This is a genomic window from Pseudomonas sp. NPDC086251, from assembly GCF_044746405.1.
Lineage (GTDB): Bacteria > Pseudomonadota > Gammaproteobacteria > Pseudomonadales > Pseudomonadaceae > Aquipseudomonas.
In genome coordinates this window covers 81,079-101,016 of sequence record NZ_JBIVBY010000021.1, presented here as the reverse complement: position 1 = coordinate 101,016, position 19,938 = coordinate 81,079, and the positions used below count along the sequence as shown (strand labels likewise).

At 61.2% G+C, this 19,938-nt stretch carries 18 protein-coding genes and 1 riboswitch; of the genes, 5 read left to right on the top strand and 13 right to left on the bottom strand.

Going from position 1 to position 19,938, the window contains the following annotated elements:
* Positions 1-9 precede the first annotated feature (9 nt).
* The 6 genes from uca to ACIPL2_RS23195 form a co-directional block, all read right to left on the bottom strand.
* The gene (gene uca, locus ACIPL2_RS23220; protein ID WP_401360161.1) at positions 10-3,642 is read right to left on the bottom strand and encodes an urea carboxylase; all 3,633 of its coding nucleotides are present in this window, start codon (positions 3,640-3,642) and stop codon (positions 10-12) included.
* 307 nt (positions 3,643-3,949) lie between these two features.
* A complete protein-coding gene (locus ACIPL2_RS23215; protein ID WP_401360159.1) occupies positions 3,950-4,591 on the bottom strand; it encodes an urea amidolyase associated protein UAAP2 in 642 nt (213 codons plus the stop codon).
* An 11-nt stretch (positions 4,592-4,602) separates the two neighbouring features.
* On the bottom strand, positions 4,603-5,328 hold the full coding sequence (locus ACIPL2_RS23210; RefSeq protein ID WP_401360157.1) for an urea amidolyase associated protein UAAP1: 726 nt from the start codon (positions 5,326-5,328) through the stop codon (positions 4,603-4,605).
* A 13-nt stretch (positions 5,329-5,341) separates the two neighbouring features.
* Entirely contained in the window at positions 5,342-6,130 is a 789-nt protein-coding gene (locus tag ACIPL2_RS23205; protein WP_401360155.1) for an ABC transporter ATP-binding protein, read from the bottom strand.
* A complete protein-coding gene (locus ACIPL2_RS23200; RefSeq protein WP_033054095.1) occupies positions 6,127-6,942 on the bottom strand; it encodes an ABC transporter permease in 816 nt (271 codons plus the stop codon). The genes ACIPL2_RS23205 and ACIPL2_RS23200 overlap by 4 nt, the downstream gene beginning before the upstream one ends.
* A gap of 15 nt (positions 6,943-6,957) precedes the next feature.
* Complete coding sequence (locus tag ACIPL2_RS23195) at positions 6,958-8,025, bottom strand: putative urea ABC transporter substrate-binding protein (RefSeq protein ID WP_401360153.1); 1,068 nt, start codon at positions 8,023-8,025, stop codon at positions 6,958-6,960.
* Between the two features lie 62 nt (positions 8,026-8,087).
* Positions 8,088-8,188: riboswitch (guanidine-I (ykkC/yxkD leader) on the bottom strand.
* A gap of 278 nt (positions 8,189-8,466) precedes the next feature.
* On the opposite strand from ACIPL2_RS23195, the gene ACIPL2_RS23190 reads away from it, so the two are divergent.
* Both ACIPL2_RS23190 and ACIPL2_RS23185 read left to right on the top strand, forming a co-directional pair.
* Complete coding sequence (locus tag ACIPL2_RS23190; protein WP_401360151.1) at positions 8,467-8,712, top strand: hypothetical protein; 246 nt, start codon at positions 8,467-8,469, stop codon at positions 8,710-8,712.
* A gap of 167 nt (positions 8,713-8,879) precedes the next feature.
* Complete coding sequence (locus ACIPL2_RS23185; RefSeq protein WP_401360149.1) at positions 8,880-9,317, top strand: hypothetical protein; 438 nt, start codon at positions 8,880-8,882, stop codon at positions 9,315-9,317.
* Positions 9,318-9,445: 128 nt separating this feature from the next.
* On the opposite strand, the gene ACIPL2_RS23180 is transcribed toward ACIPL2_RS23185, so the two are convergent.
* Positions 9,446-10,549, bottom strand: a complete 1,104-nt coding sequence (locus ACIPL2_RS23180) for an enoyl-CoA hydratase/isomerase family protein (protein ID WP_401360146.1) — start codon at positions 10,547-10,549, stop codon at positions 9,446-9,448.
* A gap of 132 nt (positions 10,550-10,681) precedes the next feature.
* Here ACIPL2_RS23180 and ung point away from each other — a divergent pair, with 132 nt between their 5' ends.
* Complete coding sequence (gene ung / locus ACIPL2_RS23175) at positions 10,682-11,374, top strand: uracil-DNA glycosylase (RefSeq protein WP_401360144.1); 693 nt, start codon at positions 10,682-10,684, stop codon at positions 11,372-11,374.
* 119 nt (positions 11,375-11,493) lie between these two features.
* Here ung and ACIPL2_RS23170 read toward each other — a convergent pair whose 3' ends face one another.
* From ACIPL2_RS23170 to ACIPL2_RS23155, 4 genes are read right to left on the bottom strand one after another with little or no spacing between them, the layout of a single operon-like run.
* Entirely contained in the window at positions 11,494-12,534 is a 1,041-nt protein-coding gene (locus tag ACIPL2_RS23170; protein ID WP_401360141.1) for an AbrB family transcriptional regulator, read from the bottom strand.
* Complete coding sequence (locus ACIPL2_RS23165) at positions 12,527-14,041, bottom strand: tripartite tricarboxylate transporter permease (protein WP_059406688.1); 1,515 nt, start codon at positions 14,039-14,041, stop codon at positions 12,527-12,529. Before ACIPL2_RS23165 ends, ACIPL2_RS23170 begins: the two co-directional genes overlap by 8 nt.
* Before the next feature lies 1 nt (position 14,042).
* A complete protein-coding gene (locus ACIPL2_RS23160) occupies positions 14,043-14,501 on the bottom strand; it encodes a tripartite tricarboxylate transporter TctB family protein (protein WP_059406687.1) in 459 nt (152 codons plus the stop codon).
* A 59-nt stretch (positions 14,502-14,560) separates the two neighbouring features.
* On the bottom strand, positions 14,561-15,538 hold the full coding sequence (locus tag ACIPL2_RS23155) for a Bug family tripartite tricarboxylate transporter substrate binding protein (protein WP_401360137.1): 978 nt from the start codon (positions 15,536-15,538) through the stop codon (positions 14,561-14,563).
* A 390-nt stretch (positions 15,539-15,928) separates the two neighbouring features.
* On the opposite strand from ACIPL2_RS23155, the gene ACIPL2_RS23150 reads away from it, so the two are divergent.
* On the top strand, positions 15,929-16,600 hold the full coding sequence (locus tag ACIPL2_RS23150; RefSeq protein WP_401360134.1) for a response regulator: 672 nt from the start codon (positions 15,929-15,931) through the stop codon (positions 16,598-16,600).
* On the top strand, positions 16,593-17,978 hold the full coding sequence (locus tag ACIPL2_RS23145; RefSeq protein ID WP_401360132.1) for a sensor histidine kinase: 1,386 nt from the start codon (positions 16,593-16,595) through the stop codon (positions 17,976-17,978). Before ACIPL2_RS23150 ends, ACIPL2_RS23145 begins: the two co-directional genes overlap by 8 nt.
* Positions 17,979-18,104: 126 nt before the next feature.
* Here ACIPL2_RS23145 and ACIPL2_RS23140 read toward each other — a convergent pair whose 3' ends face one another.
* Positions 18,105-18,926 carry an HDOD domain-containing protein gene (locus ACIPL2_RS23140; RefSeq protein WP_401360129.1) on the bottom strand — a complete coding sequence of 274 codons (822 nt, stop codon included), beginning with the start codon at positions 18,924-18,926 and terminating at the stop codon, positions 18,105-18,107.
* A gap of 35 nt (positions 18,927-18,961) precedes the next feature.
* Positions 18,962-19,903 carry a YgfZ/GcvT domain-containing protein gene (locus ACIPL2_RS23135; RefSeq protein WP_401360126.1) on the bottom strand — a complete coding sequence of 314 codons (942 nt, stop codon included), beginning with the start codon at positions 19,901-19,903 and terminating at the stop codon, positions 18,962-18,964.
* Between the last annotated feature and the right edge of the window lie 35 nt (positions 19,904-19,938).

Sequence of the window (19,938 nt, the reverse complement as noted above, 5' to 3'; positions counted from 1 at the left end):
AAAATGGGTTCAGTCGAGTTCCAGCACCACGACGCGCTGTCCGGCGCGCACCGCCGAACCCGGTTGCACGCGAATCTCACGCACCACGCCGGCGATGGGCGCGAGCAGCGGAATTTCCATCTTCATCGACTCCAGAATCACCAGCACATCACCGGCGGCGACCCGGCTGCCGGTCTCGACCTGAACCTGCCAGAGGTTGCCGGCGATGTGGCTGTCGACGCTCTGCTGACCGTTGGCCAGCGGTGCGTCTTCGGTCACTTCCGGGGCCAGTTCTTCGCTGTCGAAATGTGCCTGGCCGCTGGCGATCCAGCGCTCGCGTTCGGCGTTGAACGCGCCTTTTTGCTGATCGCGAAACGCGGCAATGGTCTCGGCTTCTTGCGTCAGGAACGCCTGATAATCGGCGAGGTTTAACTGACTGTGCTCGATGTTCAGATCGAAGCGCCCGAGGGGGAAATCCCGGCGAATGCGCAGCAGTTCGTCGGCGCTCACCGGGTAGAAACGGATCTGATCGAAGAAGCGCAGCAGCCACGGTTTGCCGTCGAACGCGGCGACCTCGCGGTAGCGATTCCACATCTGCAAGGTGCGACCGACAAACTGATAACCGCCAGGACCTTCCATGCCGTACACGCACATGTAGGCGCCACCGATGCCCACCGAGTTTTCCGCGGTCCAGGTGCGCGCCGGGTTGTACTTGGTGGTCACCAGGCGATGGCGTGGATCGAGTGGAGTGGCGACCGGAGCGCCCAGATACACGTCGCCCAAACCCATCACCAGGTAGCTGGCGTCGAACACTGTACGCTGCACCTCATCGAGGTTCGGCAGGTCGTTGATGCGGCGGATGAACTCCAGATTGCTCGGGCACCACGGCGCATCCTTGCGCACGGTGGTCATGTATTTTTCGATGGCCAATTGGCAAGCCGGATCGTCCCAGGACAACGGCAGATGGACGATGCGCGAGGGCACTTGCAGGTCTTTGGCGGCGCACACCGCGTCCCATTCGCCAGCGACGATGCCAAGCAAATCGGCCAGCGGCAGCTGCTCGGGTTGGTAGTGCACTTGTAGCGAGCGGATGCCTGGCGTCAGGTCGATCACGCCGTGCAGGTGTTTGCTTTCCAGCGCCTGCATCAGGGCGTGGGCGCGGAAGCGCAGAACGAGGTCGAGTTCCGGAGCGCCAATTTCAAGGAGTAGGTGAGTGTCCCCCGACAGTCGTGCAACCAGCCGCGTATCGCCCTGACCCAAATCCAACACCACCGGCGACACAACCCCCTGTGGGAGCTGGCCTGCCAGCGATGAAGTTGATGCGGTGTCTGGTCGGGGCCCATCGCTGGCAGGCCGGCTCCCACATTGATCCCATTTCAAGGCGAGGGTGCGGGCGCTCTTCAGGTCGACGGGGTGGAACTGCACTTTGTCCCCGGCCTTCAGCTGACCGAGCTGCCAGAGGTCAGCTTCGATCACTGTCACCGGGCACACAAACCCACCGAGGCTCGGGCCGTCCGGACCGAGGATCACGGGCATGTCGCCGGTAAAATCCACTGCGCCGATAGCATACGGATTGTCGTGAATGTTCGACGGATGCAGCCCGGCTTCGCCACCGTCGGCGCGCACCCATTCAGGCTTCGGTCCGATCAGGCGCACGCCGGTTCGGCTGGAGTTGAAGTGGACTTCCCACTGCGTGGCGAAGAAGGTGCCGATGTAGTTTTCGGTGAAGTATTCCGGTGCACCGTGTGGGCCGTAGATCACCCGGATCTGTCGCACGGCCGGCAGTTCGCTGATCTGAGTTTCAGGTAGTTGCGCTCCCGTGCTGCGATCGTTCAAGGCCGGGATATGCAACACATCCCCGGCTCTTAGCGCGCGACCACCATGACCGCCAAACTGACCCAGTGTGAAGGTGCTTTTGCTGCCCAGATAATCCGGCACCTGCAAACCACCGCGCAGGCACAGATAGCTGCGCGCGCCCGTGCCGGCAATCGTGCCGAGGCTCAAAGTAGCGCCTGCCGGAACCAGCAGCACAGTGTTCATCGGCACGGCTTCACCGTTCAGCGCCAATGGAATCACCGCGCCGGTCACCGTCACGACCGCCTCGCAATTGAAGCGCAGCAACGGCCCGCTCATGGTAATTTCCAGCGCCGCGGCACCTTCGTCATTTCCCAGCAAGCGGTTGCCCAACCGCAGCGCGCGACTGTCCATCGGCCCCGACGGTGGCACGCCCACCGCCCAATAACCGAGACGGCCGGGATAGTCCTGAACACTGGTTTGTGTGCCGGCGCTGAGCACTTCAAACGTGCGGGCCTGATAAACCAGACCTTCCAGACAACGGGTCCACGGCTGGCCACTGGCAAAGGGCGTATCAAGCAGAATCTGTCGCAGGTAATCGCGGTTGGTTTCCACCCCGTAGAGCAGGCTGTCGCCCAACGCTTGATGCAGATCGGCGCGCGCCTCTTCGCGGGTCGGTGCCCAGCTGATGACCTTGGCGATCATCGGGTCGAAGTACGGCGGGATCTCGCAACCGGCCTCGACCCACGTGTCGATGCGCAGGTGTTTGCCATCGGCAACAGGAAAGTTCACGGCAGTGAGCAAGCCAGGACTCGGCTGAAAATCCCGCCCCGGATCTTCCGCATAAAGCCGCGCCTGAATCGCATGGCCTTCGGCTTTCAGACCTTGGCTCAACTCGCTCAATGGCGGCAAATCACCGGCCGCCAGTTCCACCATCCAGCGCACCAGGTCCACGCCCCACACCTGTTCGGTGACGCCGTGTTCGACCTGCAAACGGGTGTTCACTTCCAGAAAGTAGAAACGCTGATCCTCACTGTCGAAGACAAATTCCACGGTGCCAGCGCTACGATAATTCACAGCTTTCGCCAGTTTGATCGCAGCGGCGCACAGTTCTTCAGCCATGCCGTCGGGCAGGTTCGGCGCGGGAGTTTCTTCGAGGACTTTCTGGTTGCGTCGCTGCACCGAGCAGTCGCGTACGCCGAGCGCAATCACTTCACCCTGACCATCGCCAAACACCTGGACTTCCAGATGGCGGGCGCGCTGGATGTACTTCTCGATGAACACACCGGCGTCGCTGAAGTTGTTCTGACCCAGGCGTTTGACCGCCTCGAAGGATTCACTCAACTCGGCGGCGCTACGGCACACGCGCATGCCGATGCCGCCACCGCCAGCGGTGCTTTTGAGCATCACCGGGTAGCCGACCTGCTCGCCGGCAATCAACGCCGCATCGAGGCTGTCGAGCAGTTCGGTGCCTTCGAGCATCGGCACGCCATGTTGCCTGGCCAACGCGCGAGCGGTGTGCTTGAGACCGAACACCCGCAGCTGCTGAGGCGTCGGGCCGATGAAGGCAATGCCGGCGGCTTCGCAGGCTTCGGCGAATGCGGCGTTTTCCGAGAGGAAACCGTAGCCGGGATGGATCGCCGTAGCGCCGGTGTCTTGGGCGATAGCGAGGATTTTATCGACAGCCAGATAAGTACCGGCCGCCGCGCCTTCACCGAGGCTGTGGGCTTCATCGGCTTGCAGAATGTGCAGGCTCGCGGCATCGGCTTCGGAGTAAACGGCAACGCCGTGGACCTGCAATTCGCGCAAGGTCCGCAGGATGCGGCAGGCAATGGCGCCACGGTTGGCAATCAGGACTTTTTCGAACATGGCATAACCCCCGGAGGCGATAGCGCATCAGCCTCGACCTGGGATGCGGGCCGTCCCGCAGTTTTTCGATAAGCGCCGAGGTCGTCCTCGACGGCAGAATCACCAGACTTGAAAACACCACTGGACTCATGTGGGAGCGGGCTTGCTCGCGAAGGGGCCGCTACATCCAACATTGATGTCGACTGACACTCCGCTTTCGCGAGCAAGCCCGCTCCCACATTTGATGTGTGGTGTTCTTACTTTTTCAGGCACTGGCCGGAACGGGCCTGGCACAGGGTGAACAACCATCTGCGCCACCGCGTTAATGTCAGTTCCATACCAGCAGCTCCGCAGGCGTAGGGTTGTAGGCGTTGCACGGATTGTTCAGTTGCGGGCAATTGGAGATCAGCACGATCACGTCCATCTCGGCCCGCAGGTCGACGTATTTGCCCGGTGCGGAAATCCCGTCTTCAAAGGTCAGCCCGCCATCTGCCGTGACCGGCACGTTCATGAAGAAGTTGATGTTCGGCCCGATGTCGCCTTTCCCCAAGCGCCCATCGTGGACACAGGCCCGCAGGTAGTTGTCGCGGCAGCTGTGCATGTAGCGTTTCTCCAGCGCGTAACGCACGGTGTTGCTCTCTTGCGCGCAAGCGCCACCGAGGGTGTCGTGGCGGCCGCAGGTGTCGGCGACGAGGGTCAGCATCGGTTTGCCGAGGTTGGAATAGAGCACGCTGCCGGTGCTCAGGTAGACGCTGTTCTGCCGGCGCAGCGTGCGTTGCACGTCATAGCGTTCCTTTGGGTTGGCGACGCTGTAGAACAAGGTATCGACCGCCTGATTCCCTTCCAGATCGAGGATGCGCAGGGTCTGGCCGGCCTTGACCTCCATCAGCCAAGGTTCACCGGCCGGGATGGTGGCGCGGTACACCGCAGCTTCTGGTTGCTTATGAGCAGTAGCGATAGCGAGTGACATGGCAGCAATCCTCAGGCGAACAAACGGTCGGTGTTGATGAAGCCGCGCTCGTTTTCCGGGCGCGAGGTGCGGCAGTGTTCGGCGACGCTGGCGTCGGCGTTCATCCAGCTGAGCTTCAGCGGTTTGGGGGCGTATTCCGGCGACGGGTCCATCGGATGCTGCAGCGCGGTGAGCACCACCAACGTGTCCATTGGTGCGTAGAGCTCGATGTAATCGCCCGCCTTGGAGTTGCCTTCGACGAAGTGAAAACGTCCGGCCTCATCGACGTTCACCCGGCTGAACAGGTTGAGGGTCATCAGCAAATCAGACAGGCCCAAACCCCACTTGCCCAGTTCCACCAGCAGGTTGTCGGTGCCATTGCGGAAGAAGCCATTGCGCAGTTCCTGATAACGGCCCGCGCCGTATTTTTCCGCGACTTCTTCAGCGCAGAGCACACCGCCGAGGCTGTCGCTCCAGCCGCAGGTGTCGGCGGTGATGGCGGCCAGTACGCGGCCCATGTCCGAGTACAGGCAATGGCCGGCGGTGAGCTTGGCCGTGTGTTGGCATTTGAGGCTGTCGGGCAGGTTGAGGCGTTCGGTTTTTTCGTTGGCGTTCAGCAGCGTCAGGCTGACGTTGACACCGCCGCGCAGATCGGTCAGGCGCAGCAATTGGCCGCGCTTTAAAACGAAGGAGCGATGACCGCCGCCGGGAAGCATTTCTTCGGCGAAGGGCGGGAACAGTTGGGTCGAATCAGTCATGGGCAAAATCCTCTTAAGCAATGCGAAGCGTGCCCGCCAGCTGAGCCGGCAAGGCGTCGACGGCGGCACGGGTGGTGCGGCGGTCGCTGTTCAAAGGAATGTCGTAAGTGATGCGTGCGCCATAGGCGCCGGGGGCGTGCGGGTCGACGCGGACCTTGTCGAACACCAGCAGGCGCGTGCCGAGGCTGAAGCCTTCGGACAGGTCATGGGTGACCATGAACACCGTCAATTGCGTCTCGCGCCACAGCTCCAGCAACAAGCCGTGCATGTCCTTGCGGATGCCCGGATCGAGCGCACCGAAGGGCTCGTCGAGCAGCAACACGCGGGGCTTCATGATCAGCGCCTGGGCGATGGCCAGCCGTTGCTGCATACCGCCGGAAAGCTGCGCCGGGTATTTATCCAGCGAGTGGCCGAGGCCGACTTTGTGCAGTAGCACCGAGGCTTGTTCGCGGGCGTCTTTTTTAGCGCTGCCAAACAAGCGCCCGAGCAGCGGCGAACGTGGCAGTTCAAGGCCGAGGGCGACGTTGTCCAGCACCGTCAGATGCGGGAACACCGAATAGCGCTGGAACACCACGCCTCGACTGGCATCCGGTTCACCGGCCAAGGCTTTTCCGTCTAAAAGAATCTCGCCGCGACTGGCTTTTTCCTGGCCCAGCAACAGCCGCAGGAAGGTCGATTTGCCGCAACCGGAAGCGCCGACCAAGGTGCAGAACTCACCCTCGTTGACGTTCAGGTTCAGCCTTTCGAGCACCACCTGATCAGCGTATTGCTGCCAGACGTTTTTCACCGTGATGAAGCTCATGCCCGTGCTCCTTCATACCAAGGGAACGCACGCTGGGTCAGGCGTTTCAGGCCCCAATCCATCAGCCAGGCGAGCAGGGTGATCCAGACCACGTACGGCAGGATCACGTCCATTGCCAAATAACGGCGCACTAGAAAAATCCGATAGCCGAGACCGTCGGTGGACGCGATGGCTTCAGCGGCAATCAGGAACAACCACGCCGAGCCGAGCATCAGCCGCAGCGAAATCAGCAGGCGCGGCAGCAATTGCGGGAGCACCACCCGCAGCATCAGCGTCCAGGTCGAGGCGCCGAGGGTTTGCGCCTTGATCAGCAACTCGACGGGAATTTCACGAGCACGTTGTTCCAGATCACGCGCCAGGCACGGGGTGATGCCGATCACGATCAGCATCACTTTCGACAATTCACCCAGCCCGAAGACGATGAACAGAATCGGCAGAATCGCCAGTGGCGGCACCATCGACAGCACCGTCAGCAACGGCGATAACGGTGCGCCGAATAGCGGCAAGGTGCCGGCGGCGATGCCCAGGCACAGCCCGGCCAACGCGCTGATACCGAGGCCGATGGCGAGTCGGCGCAGGCTGGACGCGGTGTCTTGCCACAGTACGTATTCACCGGTGCGGGTGTCGGCGGTGAAGGCCAGGCGTTTCACCGCGTCGGTCATCTGTACGGCACTCGGCAACAGCTTGTCGTTAGGGTTGTCCGTCAGCCGCTCGGCCGAGCCCATGAAGTAGGCAAACAGCACCAGGGCGAACGGCAGGATCACCAACAGCAGGCGACTCGGGCGATCCGGGTGGCGATTGATCAGGCGCATGGCCACGTCCTCCTGTTACAGCTTGGCGTCGGCGGCCATCTGCACGTAGCTCGGGTCGAAGCGCAGCTTGAGGTTGCTCTTGTCGCCGCTGGTCACGCCGTTGGCGAAGGCCATGCCGACGGCGCTGGTGTCTTTGGCGCCTTCACCGAGCAAGCCGTGCTGGAACGAGAACTCGGCGACCTTGCGCATGGTCTCCGGCAGTTGCTTGCTGGTGGAAAACGCCAGCGCCTCCTGCGGAGTAGCAAATAGCTTGGTGGTGTCGAGTTGCGCCTGGAAGCCGGCCAGGTCGGTGCCCGAGGCCTTGGCCATGTGTTCGAGTGCGACTTTGCTGGCGGCGCTTTTCGCGTTCATCAACTCGACCACTTCAAACCATGCGCCGGTCAACGCTTTGCCCAGCGCCGGGTTGTCTTTGAGGGTGGCGCTGTTGACCACCATCATGTCCATGATTTCGCCGGGGATCTGGCTGGAATTGAACACTTCGGTCACGCCGGGTTTGGCCCTGATGTCCGAGAGCATCGGGTTCCAGGTGGTGACGGCGTTGACCTGATCGGTGTTGAAGGCGGCCGAGATATCGGCGTCGGAGGTGTTGACCACTTTCAGGTCTTTCTCGGTGAGGTCCACCGAATCCAGCGCTCGGGCCAGCAAATAGTGGGAAACCGACAGCTCGACCAGATTGACGTCCATGCCCTTGAGGTCAGTGACTGTCTTGCCGTCGCCCTTGAGGACGATGCCGTCGTTGCCGTTGGAGAAGTCGCTGACGATCAGCGCGGTGCTGTCGACGCCACCGGCAGCCGGGATGGTCAGTGCATCCATGTTGGTCATGGTGCAGCCGTCGAACTGGCCGGCGGTGTATTGGTTGATGGATTCGACGTAATCGTTGAGCTGCACCACATCGATCTTGATGCCGTACTTCTTCGCCCATTTGTCGACGATGCCTTGGCTGCCAGCGTATTCCCAGGGCATCCAGCCGGCGTAGATGGTCCAGCAGACGCTGAAGTGGTCTTTCTGGGCGGCTTGGGACGAGACGCTCACGAGGGCGGCGAACGCAGCGGCGAGCAGGGCGGGTAAACGAAGCTTGAGCATGGGTGGTTCTCCAGTTGATCAAGGGCGGGCAGGAGTCAACGCGGCACCGCGAACGGTGGCTTGTCTCCCGGGCTTTTGTCCCGCCGTGTAACCTCAACTGGAGGTCGCCAACTCTCGGACCAGCCACTCGCCTAAGCGAGCCGGAACCCTAGTCAGCCATTTGCAAATTGTGGTGCCGCGAACCTGTGATGACTCCTGCACGCTTTTACTAAAGCGAGAGCCGTGCCAAGTCGGTTGGAGCGCTCTAGCGTGGGGGATTGCCCGTTTGATGATAAGGCAGGCAACCGCGCCGTTGCCTTGTGATGGTGCGCCGACGCACCGCAATGGGACGTGATGGCCACTGATCCGAAGGTCGTCCTGGCCGCGCACTTGGTCGTGGTTTACGAGTCAAAAAAGGTGTCAGTCGGCCTGTACCGGCTGCGGGTCTTTCAGGAGGCCGCCATGTTTCGTCGACTGTTGTTTGCCGCTGCGCTGGGGCTCGGATTGTCCGGTTGTTATTACTACGCCGGGGGTTACGACGTTGCGTATCCCGCGCCTTATTACTACCCCGGCTATTCGCCTTATTCCTACTATTACGGCCCGCGCTACTACTATGGCCCGCGCTTCTATGGCGGTTATCGCTATTATTATTGGGGCGGTCATTCGCCCCGTTATTACGGCGGTGGATATCGTGGTGGCCACCACTAATCAGCGCGTGAATAGATGAAAAACCTTTCATCGGCGACTTGTTTCAATGTGTTTCAGAAACGCACCAGATTTCGAATTCGATGTCTGATCTTTCGACAGCCACCGAATAATTGACTGTCGCCTGCCAGCGTCGCTGGTGTGGCTCACTCGCGGTCCAGGAGGCCGCCATGCTCTCTCGAATTCTTCTGATTGCTGTATTGGGATTGTCTCTTGGCGCGTGCGTGCCCTATTCCGATGGAGGAGCCAGCTACTACAGTTCCGAGGTCTACACCTCGCCAGCGCCAGCCTATTACTCCGGCGGCGGGCCTTACTACTCAGGTGGCGGTGGGTACTACACGCAACCTCGTCGGTACTACGCACCGCCTGCGCGGTATTACCAGCCAACACCACGGTATTACTACCAGCCGCGGGTTTATCAACCGTCTCCGCGTTATTACCAGTCGCAACGAGGCGACTACCGGGCTCATCAGAATCACGGCTGGGATGGCCGTAATCGCGGCAACTGGAACAATGACGACCGCGGACACGATGGACGCAACAATCATGGCGGACGAGGCGACCACAACGGTCGTGGCGATCACGATGGCCGAGGCGGCCGCCGCTAAAACCAATTAGTTAAAATGCAATACCTGTGGGAGCGGGCTTGCTCGCGAAGGCGGTGTGTCAGACAGCATTAATGTCGTCTGACACACCGCTTTCGCGAGCAAGCCCGCTCCCACATTTTTTTGTATTGTTACAAATCCGCCAAGGGATGCCGGCCTTCCCAAACCTTCTGGAAATGCGCCTCCACCACCGCATCCGGCACATTATTGATGTCCGGCCAGTGCCAGTGAGGTTTCTGGTCCTTGTCGATCAACCGCGCTCGCACACCTTCGCTGAACTCCGGATGACGGCAGCAGTTGAGGCTCATGGTGTATTCCATCTGGAAAACCTGAGCCAGCGACATGTGCCGTGCGCGGATGATCTGTTCCCACACCAGATGAGCGGTCAGCGGCGAGCCTTCGCTCATGGTTTTCGCGGCGCGGCTCAAGAGCATATCCGTGCTGTCGCGCAACTGGCTGACGGCTTTCCAGGCGCAGCGCACGTCGCTGACATCCAGCAACTCGTCGATCTGCTGGCGTCGCGGCAGCCATTGCGCTTCGGGCATCTGTCCGACGGCTTCCTGCTGCAGGGCCTTGAGCAGGCTGTTGAGCTGCATCGGTGTCTGTTCCTGCCAGTTCAATTGCAGCAAGCCTTCGATCAGCTCTTCTTGCTGTTCATCGAGCAGGAAACGGTCGGCCAGGCCCAGATCGATCGCATCGCGACCGTTCATATGCGCGCCGGTCAGGCCGAGAAACAATCCGAGCTTGCCGGGCAGTCGCGACAGGAACCAACTGGCCCCGACGTCCGGGTACAGGCCGATGCTGATTTCGGGCATCGCCAATCGGCTGCTCGGCGTGACAATGCGAATGCTCGACCCTTGCAGCAGGCCCATACCGCCGCCGAGCACATAACCATGTCCCCAACAGATCAGCGGTTTGGGGTAGGTGTGCAGATTGAAGTCCAGACGATATTCCGCCGCAAAGAAGTGCGCGGCCAGGGGCGGCACCTCGCCGGGATGGGCGCGACAGGCTTCCACCAGGCTGCGGACTTCACCGCCGGCGCAAAAGGCCTTGTTGCCGTTGCCGCGCAACACCACGCAGACGATTTGCGGCTCTTTGGCCCAGGCGTCCAGTTGATCGCGCAGGGCGTTGATCATCGGCAAGGACAGCGCATTGAGCGACTTTTCGGCATCCAGGCTGGCGATGCCGATACGGGCACCGTCGGTGCCGGTGAGTTCTTCGAAGTGCAGATTCATCGTGACCTCGATCGGGAATTTGAGCGTTCAGTATGATCGCTATATCGGAAAGTGCCGGATCTGCGTCAGATCAATTGACAAGCGTGATGGGCTTTCCTAGGGTTCGCCCCATTGTTTTTGCCGGATGTAACCATGACTGCTGACGACCGTATCAAACTCGAACCGAGCTGGAAGGAGGCACTGCGTGCCGAGTTCGACCAGCCCTACATGGCAGAATTGCGCGCCTTTCTGCAAGAGGAACGTGCGGCGGGCAAGGAAATCTATCCGCCAGGCCCGATGATTTTCAACGCACTCAACTCCACGCCGCTGGACAAGGTCAAGGTCGTCATCCTCGGCCAGGACCCGTACCACGGCCCGGGCCAGGCCCACGGCTTGTGCTTCTCGGTGCAACCGGGCGTGCCGGCGCCGCCGTCGCTGGTGAACATCTACAAAGAGTTGAAGCGCGACCTGAACATCGATATTCCGAGCCACGGCTACCTGCAGAGTTGGGCCGAGCAGGGCGTGCTGATGCTCAACACCACCATGACCGTGGAGCGTGGCAACGCCAATGCGCACAAGGACAAGGGCTGGCAGTTTTTCACCGATCGAATCATTCAAGTGGTCAGTGAACAGCAACCGCATCTGGTGTTCATGCTGTGGGGCGCCCATGCGCAGAGCAAGCAGAAACTCATCGATGCGACCAAGCATTTGGTCCTGACCTCGGTGCATCCGTCACCGCTGTCCGCCTATCGCGGTTTTCTCGGGTGCGGGCACTTCAGCCGGACCAACAAGTTTCTGGAGCAGAATGGCGAGACGCCAATCGAGTGGCGGCTGCCGCCGGTTTGATGCAATGACCGAAAGGGCCCCTTCGCGAGCAAGCCCGCTCCCACATTTGACCGAGTCTGTCTGGACACCTCGGTCAAATGTGGGAGCGGGCTTGCTCGCGAATGAGGCGACTCGGTCTATCAAGGGGATTCCGAATCCCGGTTCCAATACTTGAACAACGGCTCCGCCAGAAACAACACAAACAACAACCGCATCACCTGCATCGCCGTCACCAACGGCACCGACAGTTGCAGCGTCTCCGCCGTCAGGCTCATCTCCGCAATCCCGCCGGGCATCATGCCCAACGTCAGCGAGCGCAGATCCAGGTGGGTCAGCGCACTCAAGCCCAGTGCGGCCAGTGTGGCGATCAACATGGTCAACACTGTACCGATCAACGTCCGCCCCATGAACGACGGCGCACGGCGGAAGAACTGCCGGTTGAAGTGACACCCCAACCCACTGCCAATCAACCATTGGCCGATCTGGCTGCCGCCATTCGGCAAACCAATGTGCAGATCCCAGCCAATGCTCACCGCTGCGCTCACCAGCAACGGCCCGAACAGCCACGGATTGGGTTGACGCAGACGTTCCCAGAGCCAGGCCGCCAATGCGCCCGCCGGGAATAGCAGCGCCAGCCACCACCAATTGACGACGCTCGGATGAAAAACCGGTGCGCCATTGCCCAGCAAATACTTGAAGGCTGCCGGCACGCACAGCACCACCACCAACACCCGCAAACTTTGCCCCGCCGCCACGCGACTGAGCACCGCACCGTTGCGGGCGCCGAGGTTGACCATCTCTCCGGAACCGCCCGGCATGCTGGAAAAGAACGCGGTGGCGCGATCTTCACCGGTACGCCGCATCAACCAGACCCCGACGATCGCGGAGAGGCTGGTGACCAGCGCACCAAAGAAGATCAGGCCGAAGTGGCTCAGCACCTGCTCCATCACCACCGGGGTGAAGTGCAGGCCGATACCGATGCCGACGATCCACTGGCCGCACTTGCGACCGCCAGGGATTTCCGCCAATTGCCAGGGCGTCAAACAGCGCACAAGGATGATCGCCAGCAGCGAGCCGACCATCCATGGCAGCGGCCAGCCGACCTGGCTGGCGAGGTAACCGCCCAGCGCGCCCACCAGCGGCGTGCCCCACCAGGCGTTGAAAGGTGTTCGATCAGACATCGGCGATAACACGCCGCGCGACCGAGCGCTTGCGCCAGATCCGCACAATCGGCACCAGCAGCATCACCGCGATCAATGCCCAGACCCCGACGGTAATCCCGCTTGACCAGAGAATCTCCAGCGAACCGTTGGAGATCGACAAGGCGCGACGCAGGTTTTGTTCCATCAAACCACCGAGGATGAAACCCAGCAGGACCGGCGACAACGGGAAATCCAGCTTGCGCAGGATATAGCCGAAGATGCCGATGCCGATCATCAGGAACAGGTCGAAGGTAGTGGCATGCACCGCGAACACACCGATGGCGGTAATGATCGCGATCATCGGCACCAGCGCCCAGTTCGGCACGGCGAGGATGCGCGTGAAGATGCGGATCATCGGAATGTTGAGGATCACCAGCATGATGTTGGCGATAAACAACGAAGCGATCAGGCCCCAGACGATGTCCGGCTGCTGTTGAAACAGCAGTGGACCAGGGGTGATGTTGTACAGCGACAGTGCGCCGATCATCACCGCCGTGGTACCCGAGCCGGGAACGCCGAGCGTCAGCATCGGCACCAGCGCGCCACAGGCTTCAGCACCGATAGCGGTTTCCGGCGCGGCGAGGCCACGCTTGTCGCCTTGGCCGAATTTTCCGCTTGGACCCGCGATGCGTTTCTCGGTCATGTAAGCCACGGCGCTGGCCAGTGTCGCGCCAGCACCGGGCAACACGCCCATGATGAAGCCAAGCACACCACAACGCATGTTCACCCAGAACACCGACGCGGCCTCCTTGAAGTTGAACATCATGCGGCCGGTGGCCTTGAACGCTTCCTGGCCACGGTGGGTTTTTTCCAGCAGCAACAGGATTTCGCTGATGGAGAACAGACCCAGCACCAGCACCACGAATTGAATGCCGTCGGTGAGGTGGATGTTGTCCCCGGTAAAACGATAGACGCCGCTGTTGGCATCAATGCCGACGGTCGACAGAAACAGCCCGATCAGCGCTGCGATAAAGGTCTTCAACGGTCGATCGCCGGCCATGCCGCCGAGGCAGACAATCGCGAACACCATCAGTACGAAATATTCCGCCGGACCGAAGGCAATCGCCCATTTCGCCAGAATCGGTGCAAACACCACCATCCCGCAGGTGGCGATGAAGGCGCCGATAAAGGAACTCCACGCCGACAGTGACAGCGCAACGCCCGCCATGCCTTGACGGGCCATCGGGTAGCCGTCGAGGGTGGTCATCACGGTGGAGGCTTCGCCCGGAATGTTCAGCAGGATCGAACTGATCCGGCCGCCGTACTCGCAACCCAGATAAACCGCTGCCAGCAAGATTAACGCCGACTCCGGTGGCAGGCCGAGGGCGAAGGCGATCGGGATCAGCAACGCCACGCCGTTGATCGGGCCCAGGCCCGGGAGCAGGCCGACGACGGTGCCAATCAGCGTGCCGCAGAGTGCGGTCACCAGGTTGTAAGGGGTCAATGCGACGCCGAAGCCGTGACTCAAATAACCAAGCGTATCCATATCAGTTCTCCAGAACGTCGAGCAGGCCCAGAGGCAGCGGCACGTCCATGACTTTGTCGAACAGCAGGTACAGGCCGATACTCATCAGGCTGATGATCACTGCGCTCGCCAACCAGCGTCCGCCATACAGGCGCGCCATTGGAATGCCAATCAGCATGCTGCTGAGGATGAAGCCCAAGGGTTCGAACAGCCCGGCGAAGATCAGCAGCAATACCACGCACAGGCCGATCTTGGTCAGGGTTTCGCGATCCATCGGTGGGTCTTCATCGGTGTGTTTGATCGGCGAGGGGCGATACACCATGTACACCAGCCCCAAACCCATCAGCCCCAGCATCAACAGGGGAAAGGCCCGTGGTCCGATCGGTTCGTAGGAAAAAGGCGCCTGGTAAGGCCAGGCCATCAGCACCAGGCTGAGGCAGGCCAGCAACAGCACCGAAGCAAAAATGCGTTGTAAGAGCATGGGGAACTCCTGTGCCACGGCCCCCGTAGAACGGAGCCGCAGCCGCTAGACAGAGACGATCACTGAATCAGGCCGAACTCTTTGGCCAGCACTTTGTAGTCCGCGACCTGCTTCTTCACGTAGGTGTCCAGCTCCGGGCCGGTCATGGCGAACGGGAACAGTTCACGCTGATCGCGCAGCGTGGCGAACTCGTCGGAAGCCAGCAACTTGTCAAAGGCGTCTTTCCACCAGGCGTAGTCTTCATCGCTGACTTTTGGCCCCAGGTAGAAGCCGCGAACCACCGGCCAGACGATGTCGTAGCCTTGTTCCTTGGCGGTCGGAATGTCTTTCATTTCCGGCTCGTCGAGGCGCTTCTCGGAGAACACCGCCAGCAGGCGCATGTCGCCGCTCTGGATGTGCGGCATGGAGTCGGAGATGTCGGTGCTGCCGACCTGGATGTGGCCGCCGAGCAGGGCGGTGGCGATTTCACCGCCGCCTTCGAGGGCGACGTAACGCAGGTCACGCGGGTTGATCCCGGCCGCCTTGGCGATCAGTGCGGTTTGCATCCAGTCCTGGCTGCCGACGGTGCCGCCGGAACCGATCACCACTTTGCTCGGGTCTTTCTTCAGCGCTTGAACGAGGTCGTCGAGGTTCTTGTAAGGCGAATCGCTTTTCACCGCGATGGCGCCATAGCTGGTGCCTACGGCGGCCAGCCAACGAACGTTGGATTCATCAAAACGCCCGAACTTGCCCTGCGCCAGGTTCAGCAGCGAACCGCTGGACCACGCCACCAACGTGCCGGCGTCGGCCGGACGCTGCGCCACCACCGCGTTGTACGCCACTGCGCCGACACCGCCGGGCATGTAGGTCACGCGCATCGGTTTGGTCAGCAATTTCTGGTTCACCAGCGCGCTTTGCGCCAGTTTGCAGGTCAGGTCGAAACCACCGCCCGGCGAGGCTGGGGCGATGCATTCCGGGCGTTTAGGCTCGGCCATCAGTTGGCCGGCAAACAGCACGCAGCTGGCGGCAAGGGCGAAACGGCGCAGTGATCGGTTCATGGTGTCTCCACGGGAGTTATTGTTTTTGGGGATGTTTCAGATGCGTCGGTTTTGCGCTGCGCGCCCGGCTTCGGCGCTGGCGAGCGTAAACGATGAACATCGGGGGAAAGGGTGTGGCGGGCAAGCCTGGAGCTGTGTGGACAGCATGGTGCAGTACCTCGTTATTGTTCTTATTGGCGAAAACGCATCAAGGCGTTTTTCGGGAGCTACATTTCAAAGCACGATTCGATGGCTTGCAGACGAAACCATCCGTGGGCCGACTCTAACGGGCGAACCTTTCACTAACCTTTCAGCAGGCTTTCATGGTTTTCGGGCTTCACAGCGGCGGATGCGGCTGTAAACTCCGCGCCAAAGAATGGCGTCGAACATCCCTGAATGAGGTAAAGATCCATGCGTGTTCTGCTCGTCGAAGACCATCTGCAGCTCGCCGACAGTGTCGCCCAGGCACTCAAGAGCACCGGGCTGACCGTGGATGTGCTGCACGACGGCGTGGCGGCCGACCTGGCATTGAGCAGCGAGGAATACGCCATGGCGATCCTCGACGTCGGCCTCCCGCGCATGGATGGTTTCGAAGTGCTGGCGCGCCTGCGGGCCCGGGGCAAGAACCTGCCGGTGCTGATGCTGACCGCCCGCAGCGACGTCAAGGATCGGGTCCACGGCCTGAACCTCGGGGCCGACGACTACCTGGCCAAACCGTTCGAACTGACCGAGCTCGAAGCGCGGGTCAAAGCCTTGCTGCGCCGCAGTGTGCTCGGTGGTGAACGCCAGCAGACCTGCGGTGTGCTGTCTTACGATCTGGACACGCGGCGCTTCACCCTCGGCGAAGAGTTGCTGACCCTGACCTCCCGCGAGCAGGCCGTGCTCGAAGCGCTGATCGCCCGCCCAGGTCGGGTGATGAGCAAGGAACAACTGGCTTCCCAGGTGTTCGGCCTGGACGAAGAAGCCAGTCCCGATGCCATCGAGATCTACGTCCATCGTCTGCGCAAGAAGCTCGACGGCCAACCGGTCGCCATCGTGACGTTCCGCGGCCTCGGTTACTTGCTGGAAAGCCGCGATGCATAAGCCCAGCAGCCTGCGCTGGCGGTTGCTGTGGAACCTCGCGCTGTTGTTGGTGGTGTTGATGCTGGCCAGTGGTTTGAGCGCGTACTGGAACGGTCGCGAAGCCGCCGACACCGCTTACGACCGCACCTTGCTGGCCTCGGCGCGGACCATCGCAGCGGGTGTCTCCCAGCGCGACGGCACGCTGAGTGCCGACGTGCCTTACGTGGCCCTCGATACGTTTGCCTACGACAGCGCGGGGCGGATTTTTTACCTGGTCAACGACATCAACCAAAAGCTGATCTCCGGTTACGAAAACCTCCCACCACCGCCGCCCGGCACGCCGCGCACCGATGACTATCCGGCGCTGGCGCGTTTCTACAACGCCAAGTACCAGGGGCAAAACGTGCGCGTGGTGAGTCTGCTCAAGCCCGTGAGCGAGCCGAACATGAACGGTATGGCGGAAATCCGCGTGGCCGAAACCGATGAAGCGCGGGTCAGCATGGCCCGCAGCCTGGCGGCGGATACACTACTGCGCCTCGGCATGCTGGCCGTCGGTGCGTTGTTGCTGGTGTGGTTCGCGGTCAGTGCGGCGTTGCGCCCGCTGGAGCGTTTGCGCACGGCGGTGGAAGAGCGCCAATCGGACGATCTGCGACCGTTGCCATTGGTGGAAGTGCAGCACGAGTTGTGGCCACTGGTGCGCGCGCTCAATCACTTTACCGAGCGTTTGCGCGAGCAGTTCGAGCGGCAGGCGCAATTCATCGCCGATGCCGCCCATGAACTGCGCACACCGCTGGCGGCGCTCAAGGCGCGTCTCGAATTGGGCCTGCGTTCAAGCGAACCCGACACCTGGCGCAGCACCCTGGAAACCGCCGCCCAAGGCACGGACCGCCTGACCCATCTGGCCAATCAATTGCTGTCGCTGGCCCGCGTCGAAAACGGCGCCCGGGCCATCGCCGAAGGCGGAGCGCAGTTGCTGGATCTGAGTCAGTTGGCCCGGGAACTGGGCATGGCCATGGCGCCACTGGCCCACGCACGCGGCGTGGCCCTGGCGCTGGAAGCGGACGAGCCGGTGTGGCTGCGCGGTGAGCCGACGCTGTTGAATGAACTGTTGAGCAATCTGGTGGACAACGCACTGGCCCACACACCACCGGGCGGCAATGTGATTCTGCGGGTGTCGGCGCCAGCGGTGTTGGAAGTCGAGGATGATGGGCCAGGGATTCCTGTTGATGAGCGGGATCGGGTGTTCGAACGCTTTTATCGGCGTAACCAGCAGGTAGCGGGGTCGGGGTTGGGGTTGGCGATTGTGGGTGAGATCTGCCGTGCACACCTGGCGCAGATCAGTTTGCATGATGGTGAAAAGGCGGGGTTGAAGGTGCGGGTGAGTTTTATTGCGGGATAGGTATGTGGTGTCTGGACCGGCCTCTTCGCGAGCAAGCCCGCTCCCACATTCGACCGCGTTTATCATGAAAGAACCGGGTCAAATGTGGGAGCGGGCTTGCTCGCGAAGGGCGCGACGCGGTCTCAATCAATAAAACATCGACCGCGACTCTTCCAGGTCGCGGCACATCGACTCGTTCTCCGGGTCGATCCCCAGTTTCTTGAAGGCCGGCACACTGTACGCATCAATACGCGCGATGGGATGGTCGGTGCCCTTGTGGCAATACAAGCTGGCCACCTGCACCAGATCGACATAATCGACCCGTGCCGACTGGCGCTTGAAGTCCAGATACAGTCCCGGCACCTCCACCAGCTTCTCTGGAAACTCCCAGACCCTGAGCAGCTTGTCGCCCAGCAGCGGATGAATCTGGTCGATCACATGGTTGAGGCTGACCGGGTCGGACAACAACTCATAGTGATCTTCGGCGTAGGTCAGGATCGGCAGCACGCCGATTTGATGCACCAGTCCGCCAAGGGCTGCCTGATCGGGTTTGAGTTGGGTGTAGCTGCGGCACAGTGCATAGCTGACACCGGCGATTTCCAGACTTTTGCGCCAGACTTCGCGCATTTTCTGTTCCACCACCTCGGAGCGGGCATGGAAAATCTGTTCCATGACCAGGCCGATGGCCAGGTTGCTGCTGTAGTTGATGCCCAGGCGAGTGATCGCCGTGTGCAGGTCAGTGACTTCCTGGGTGGCGCGCAGCAGCGGGCTATTCACCACTTTGATCAGGTGCGCCGACAACGCGGCATCGCGGCCGATCACTTTGCTCAGGGTGCTGATACTGATTTCCGGGTCTTCAGCGGCCTTGCGAATCTGCAGGGCCACTTCCGGTAGTGTTGGCAGAACCAGGTCATCGTTATCGATGGCCTCAACCAAATCCTGTTGGACCTTTTCCGCCAGCTCGCTCATTTCTACTCTCTAGGGTGTTGCAACCAATACGGCAATTAACGCTGGATTTCGCGATCGCGATCCAGTTGGTAAGGCAAGTCGAGCAGTTGCAGGGCGGGACCTTCCAGGGCACCCACGTGGATGTCGCCGGCGTCTGCTGCTTCGGCTTGCAGCACGGCCAGGAGTTCAATGTTTTGTTCGGTGCGGGCGGCCAGCACCACTTCGCCGATGGAGCTGCCGTGGGTCGGGGAAAACAGCGGTGTGCCGGGTTCCGGCAATTCGCTGGCATCCAGTTGCAGGCGATACAAGCGACGCTTGAGTTTGCCCAGGTACTGCATGCGCGCGACGATTTCCTGGCCGGTGTAGCAACCCTTCTTGAAACTCACGCCGCCAACGGCTTGCAGGTTGAGCATCTGCGGGATGAACAGTTCGCGAGTGCTCGGCATGACCTGGCCGATCCCTGCGCGGACCTGGCCCAGCAGCCATTGATTGAGATCGCCTTCAGCGATCAGCGCGGACAGCTTGGCCTTGATGGCGTCGGCTTGATCAGCGGCAACCCAGAGTTCGGCGCGGTCGGGCGAGACACGAATGGCAATCAGGCCGTCGTTGCGCGCGACGCTGTCGGTGTCTGCCGGCAGGTCAAGACCGAGGCTGGTCAAGGCGGCATTGCCATGATCGACGCCGAAGCGGACCCAGGCGGCGCTTTCATCGGTCAGTTTGGACTTGGAGAACACCGCGTACTTTTTCAGGTCCGCCAGTTGTGGCTCCAGCAGTTCGGTGGCCATCGCCATCAACACGCCGTCACCTTGCAACAGGATACGGAAGCTCGATTGCATCCGGCCTTTCTGCGTGCAGCGGGCGCCGAGACTGGCCTGGGCGTCGCTCAGGTAATTGAGGTTGCAGGTCAATTGGCCTTGCAGGAATTTACTGGCATCCGCGCCGCGGACCGCGAGAACGCCTTCGTGAGACAGGGTGCAGAAAAAAGCAGAATCGGCCATGGGTCATCGCAGGGTAAAGAGTCTGGTGGACATCA

What these genes read in the sequence shown, in the direction of transcription:
- ACIPL2_RS23150 (WP_401360134.1), top strand. Translation starts at nt 15,929, where the DNA reads ATGCGTGTTCTGCTCGTCGAAGACCATCTGCAGCTCGCCGACAGTGTC.
- ACIPL2_RS23155 (WP_401360137.1), bottom strand. Translation starts at nt 15,538, where the DNA reads ATGAACCGATCACTGCGCCGTTTCGCCCTTGCCGCCAGCTGCGTGCTG.
- ACIPL2_RS23145 (WP_401360132.1), top strand. Translation starts at nt 16,593, where the DNA reads ATGCATAAGCCCAGCAGCCTGCGCTGGCGGTTGCTGTGGAACCTCGCG.
- ACIPL2_RS23165 (WP_059406688.1), bottom strand. Translation starts at nt 14,041, where the DNA reads ATGGATACGCTTGGTTATTTGAGTCACGGCTTCGGCGTCGCATTGACC.
- ACIPL2_RS23205 (WP_401360155.1), bottom strand. Translation starts at nt 6,130, where the DNA reads ATGAGCTTCATCACGGTGAAAAACGTCTGGCAGCAATACGCTGATCAG.
- ACIPL2_RS23170 (WP_401360141.1), bottom strand. Translation starts at nt 12,534, where the DNA reads ATGTCTGATCGAACACCTTTCAACGCCTGGTGGGGCACGCCGCTGGTG.
- ACIPL2_RS23135 (WP_401360126.1), bottom strand. Translation starts at nt 19,903, where the DNA reads ATGGCCGATTCTGCTTTTTTCTGCACCCTGTCTCACGAAGGCGTTCTC.
- ACIPL2_RS23210 (WP_401360157.1), bottom strand. Translation starts at nt 5,328, where the DNA reads ATGACTGATTCGACCCAACTGTTCCCGCCCTTCGCCGAAGAAATGCTT.
- ACIPL2_RS23140 (WP_401360129.1), bottom strand. Translation starts at nt 18,926, where the DNA reads ATGAGCGAGCTGGCGGAAAAGGTCCAACAGGATTTGGTTGAGGCCATC.
- uca (WP_401360161.1), bottom strand. Translation starts at nt 3,642, where the DNA reads ATGTTCGAAAAAGTCCTGATTGCCAACCGTGGCGCCATTGCCTGCCGC.
- ACIPL2_RS23185 (WP_401360149.1), top strand. Translation starts at nt 8,880, where the DNA reads ATGCTCTCTCGAATTCTTCTGATTGCTGTATTGGGATTGTCTCTTGGC.
- ACIPL2_RS23160 (WP_059406687.1), bottom strand. Translation starts at nt 14,501, where the DNA reads ATGCTCTTACAACGCATTTTTGCTTCGGTGCTGTTGCTGGCCTGCCTC.
- ung (WP_401360144.1), top strand. Translation starts at nt 10,682, where the DNA reads ATGACTGCTGACGACCGTATCAAACTCGAACCGAGCTGGAAGGAGGCA.
- ACIPL2_RS23200 (WP_033054095.1), bottom strand. Translation starts at nt 6,942, where the DNA reads ATGCGCCTGATCAATCGCCACCCGGATCGCCCGAGTCGCCTGCTGTTG.
- ACIPL2_RS23195 (WP_401360153.1), bottom strand. Translation starts at nt 8,025, where the DNA reads ATGCTCAAGCTTCGTTTACCCGCCCTGCTCGCCGCTGCGTTCGCCGCC.
- ACIPL2_RS23180 (WP_401360146.1), bottom strand. Translation starts at nt 10,549, where the DNA reads ATGAATCTGCACTTCGAAGAACTCACCGGCACCGACGGTGCCCGTATC.
- ACIPL2_RS23215 (WP_401360159.1), bottom strand. Translation starts at nt 4,591, where the DNA reads ATGTCACTCGCTATCGCTACTGCTCATAAGCAACCAGAAGCTGCGGTG.
- ACIPL2_RS23190 (WP_401360151.1), top strand. Translation starts at nt 8,467, where the DNA reads ATGTTTCGTCGACTGTTGTTTGCCGCTGCGCTGGGGCTCGGATTGTCC.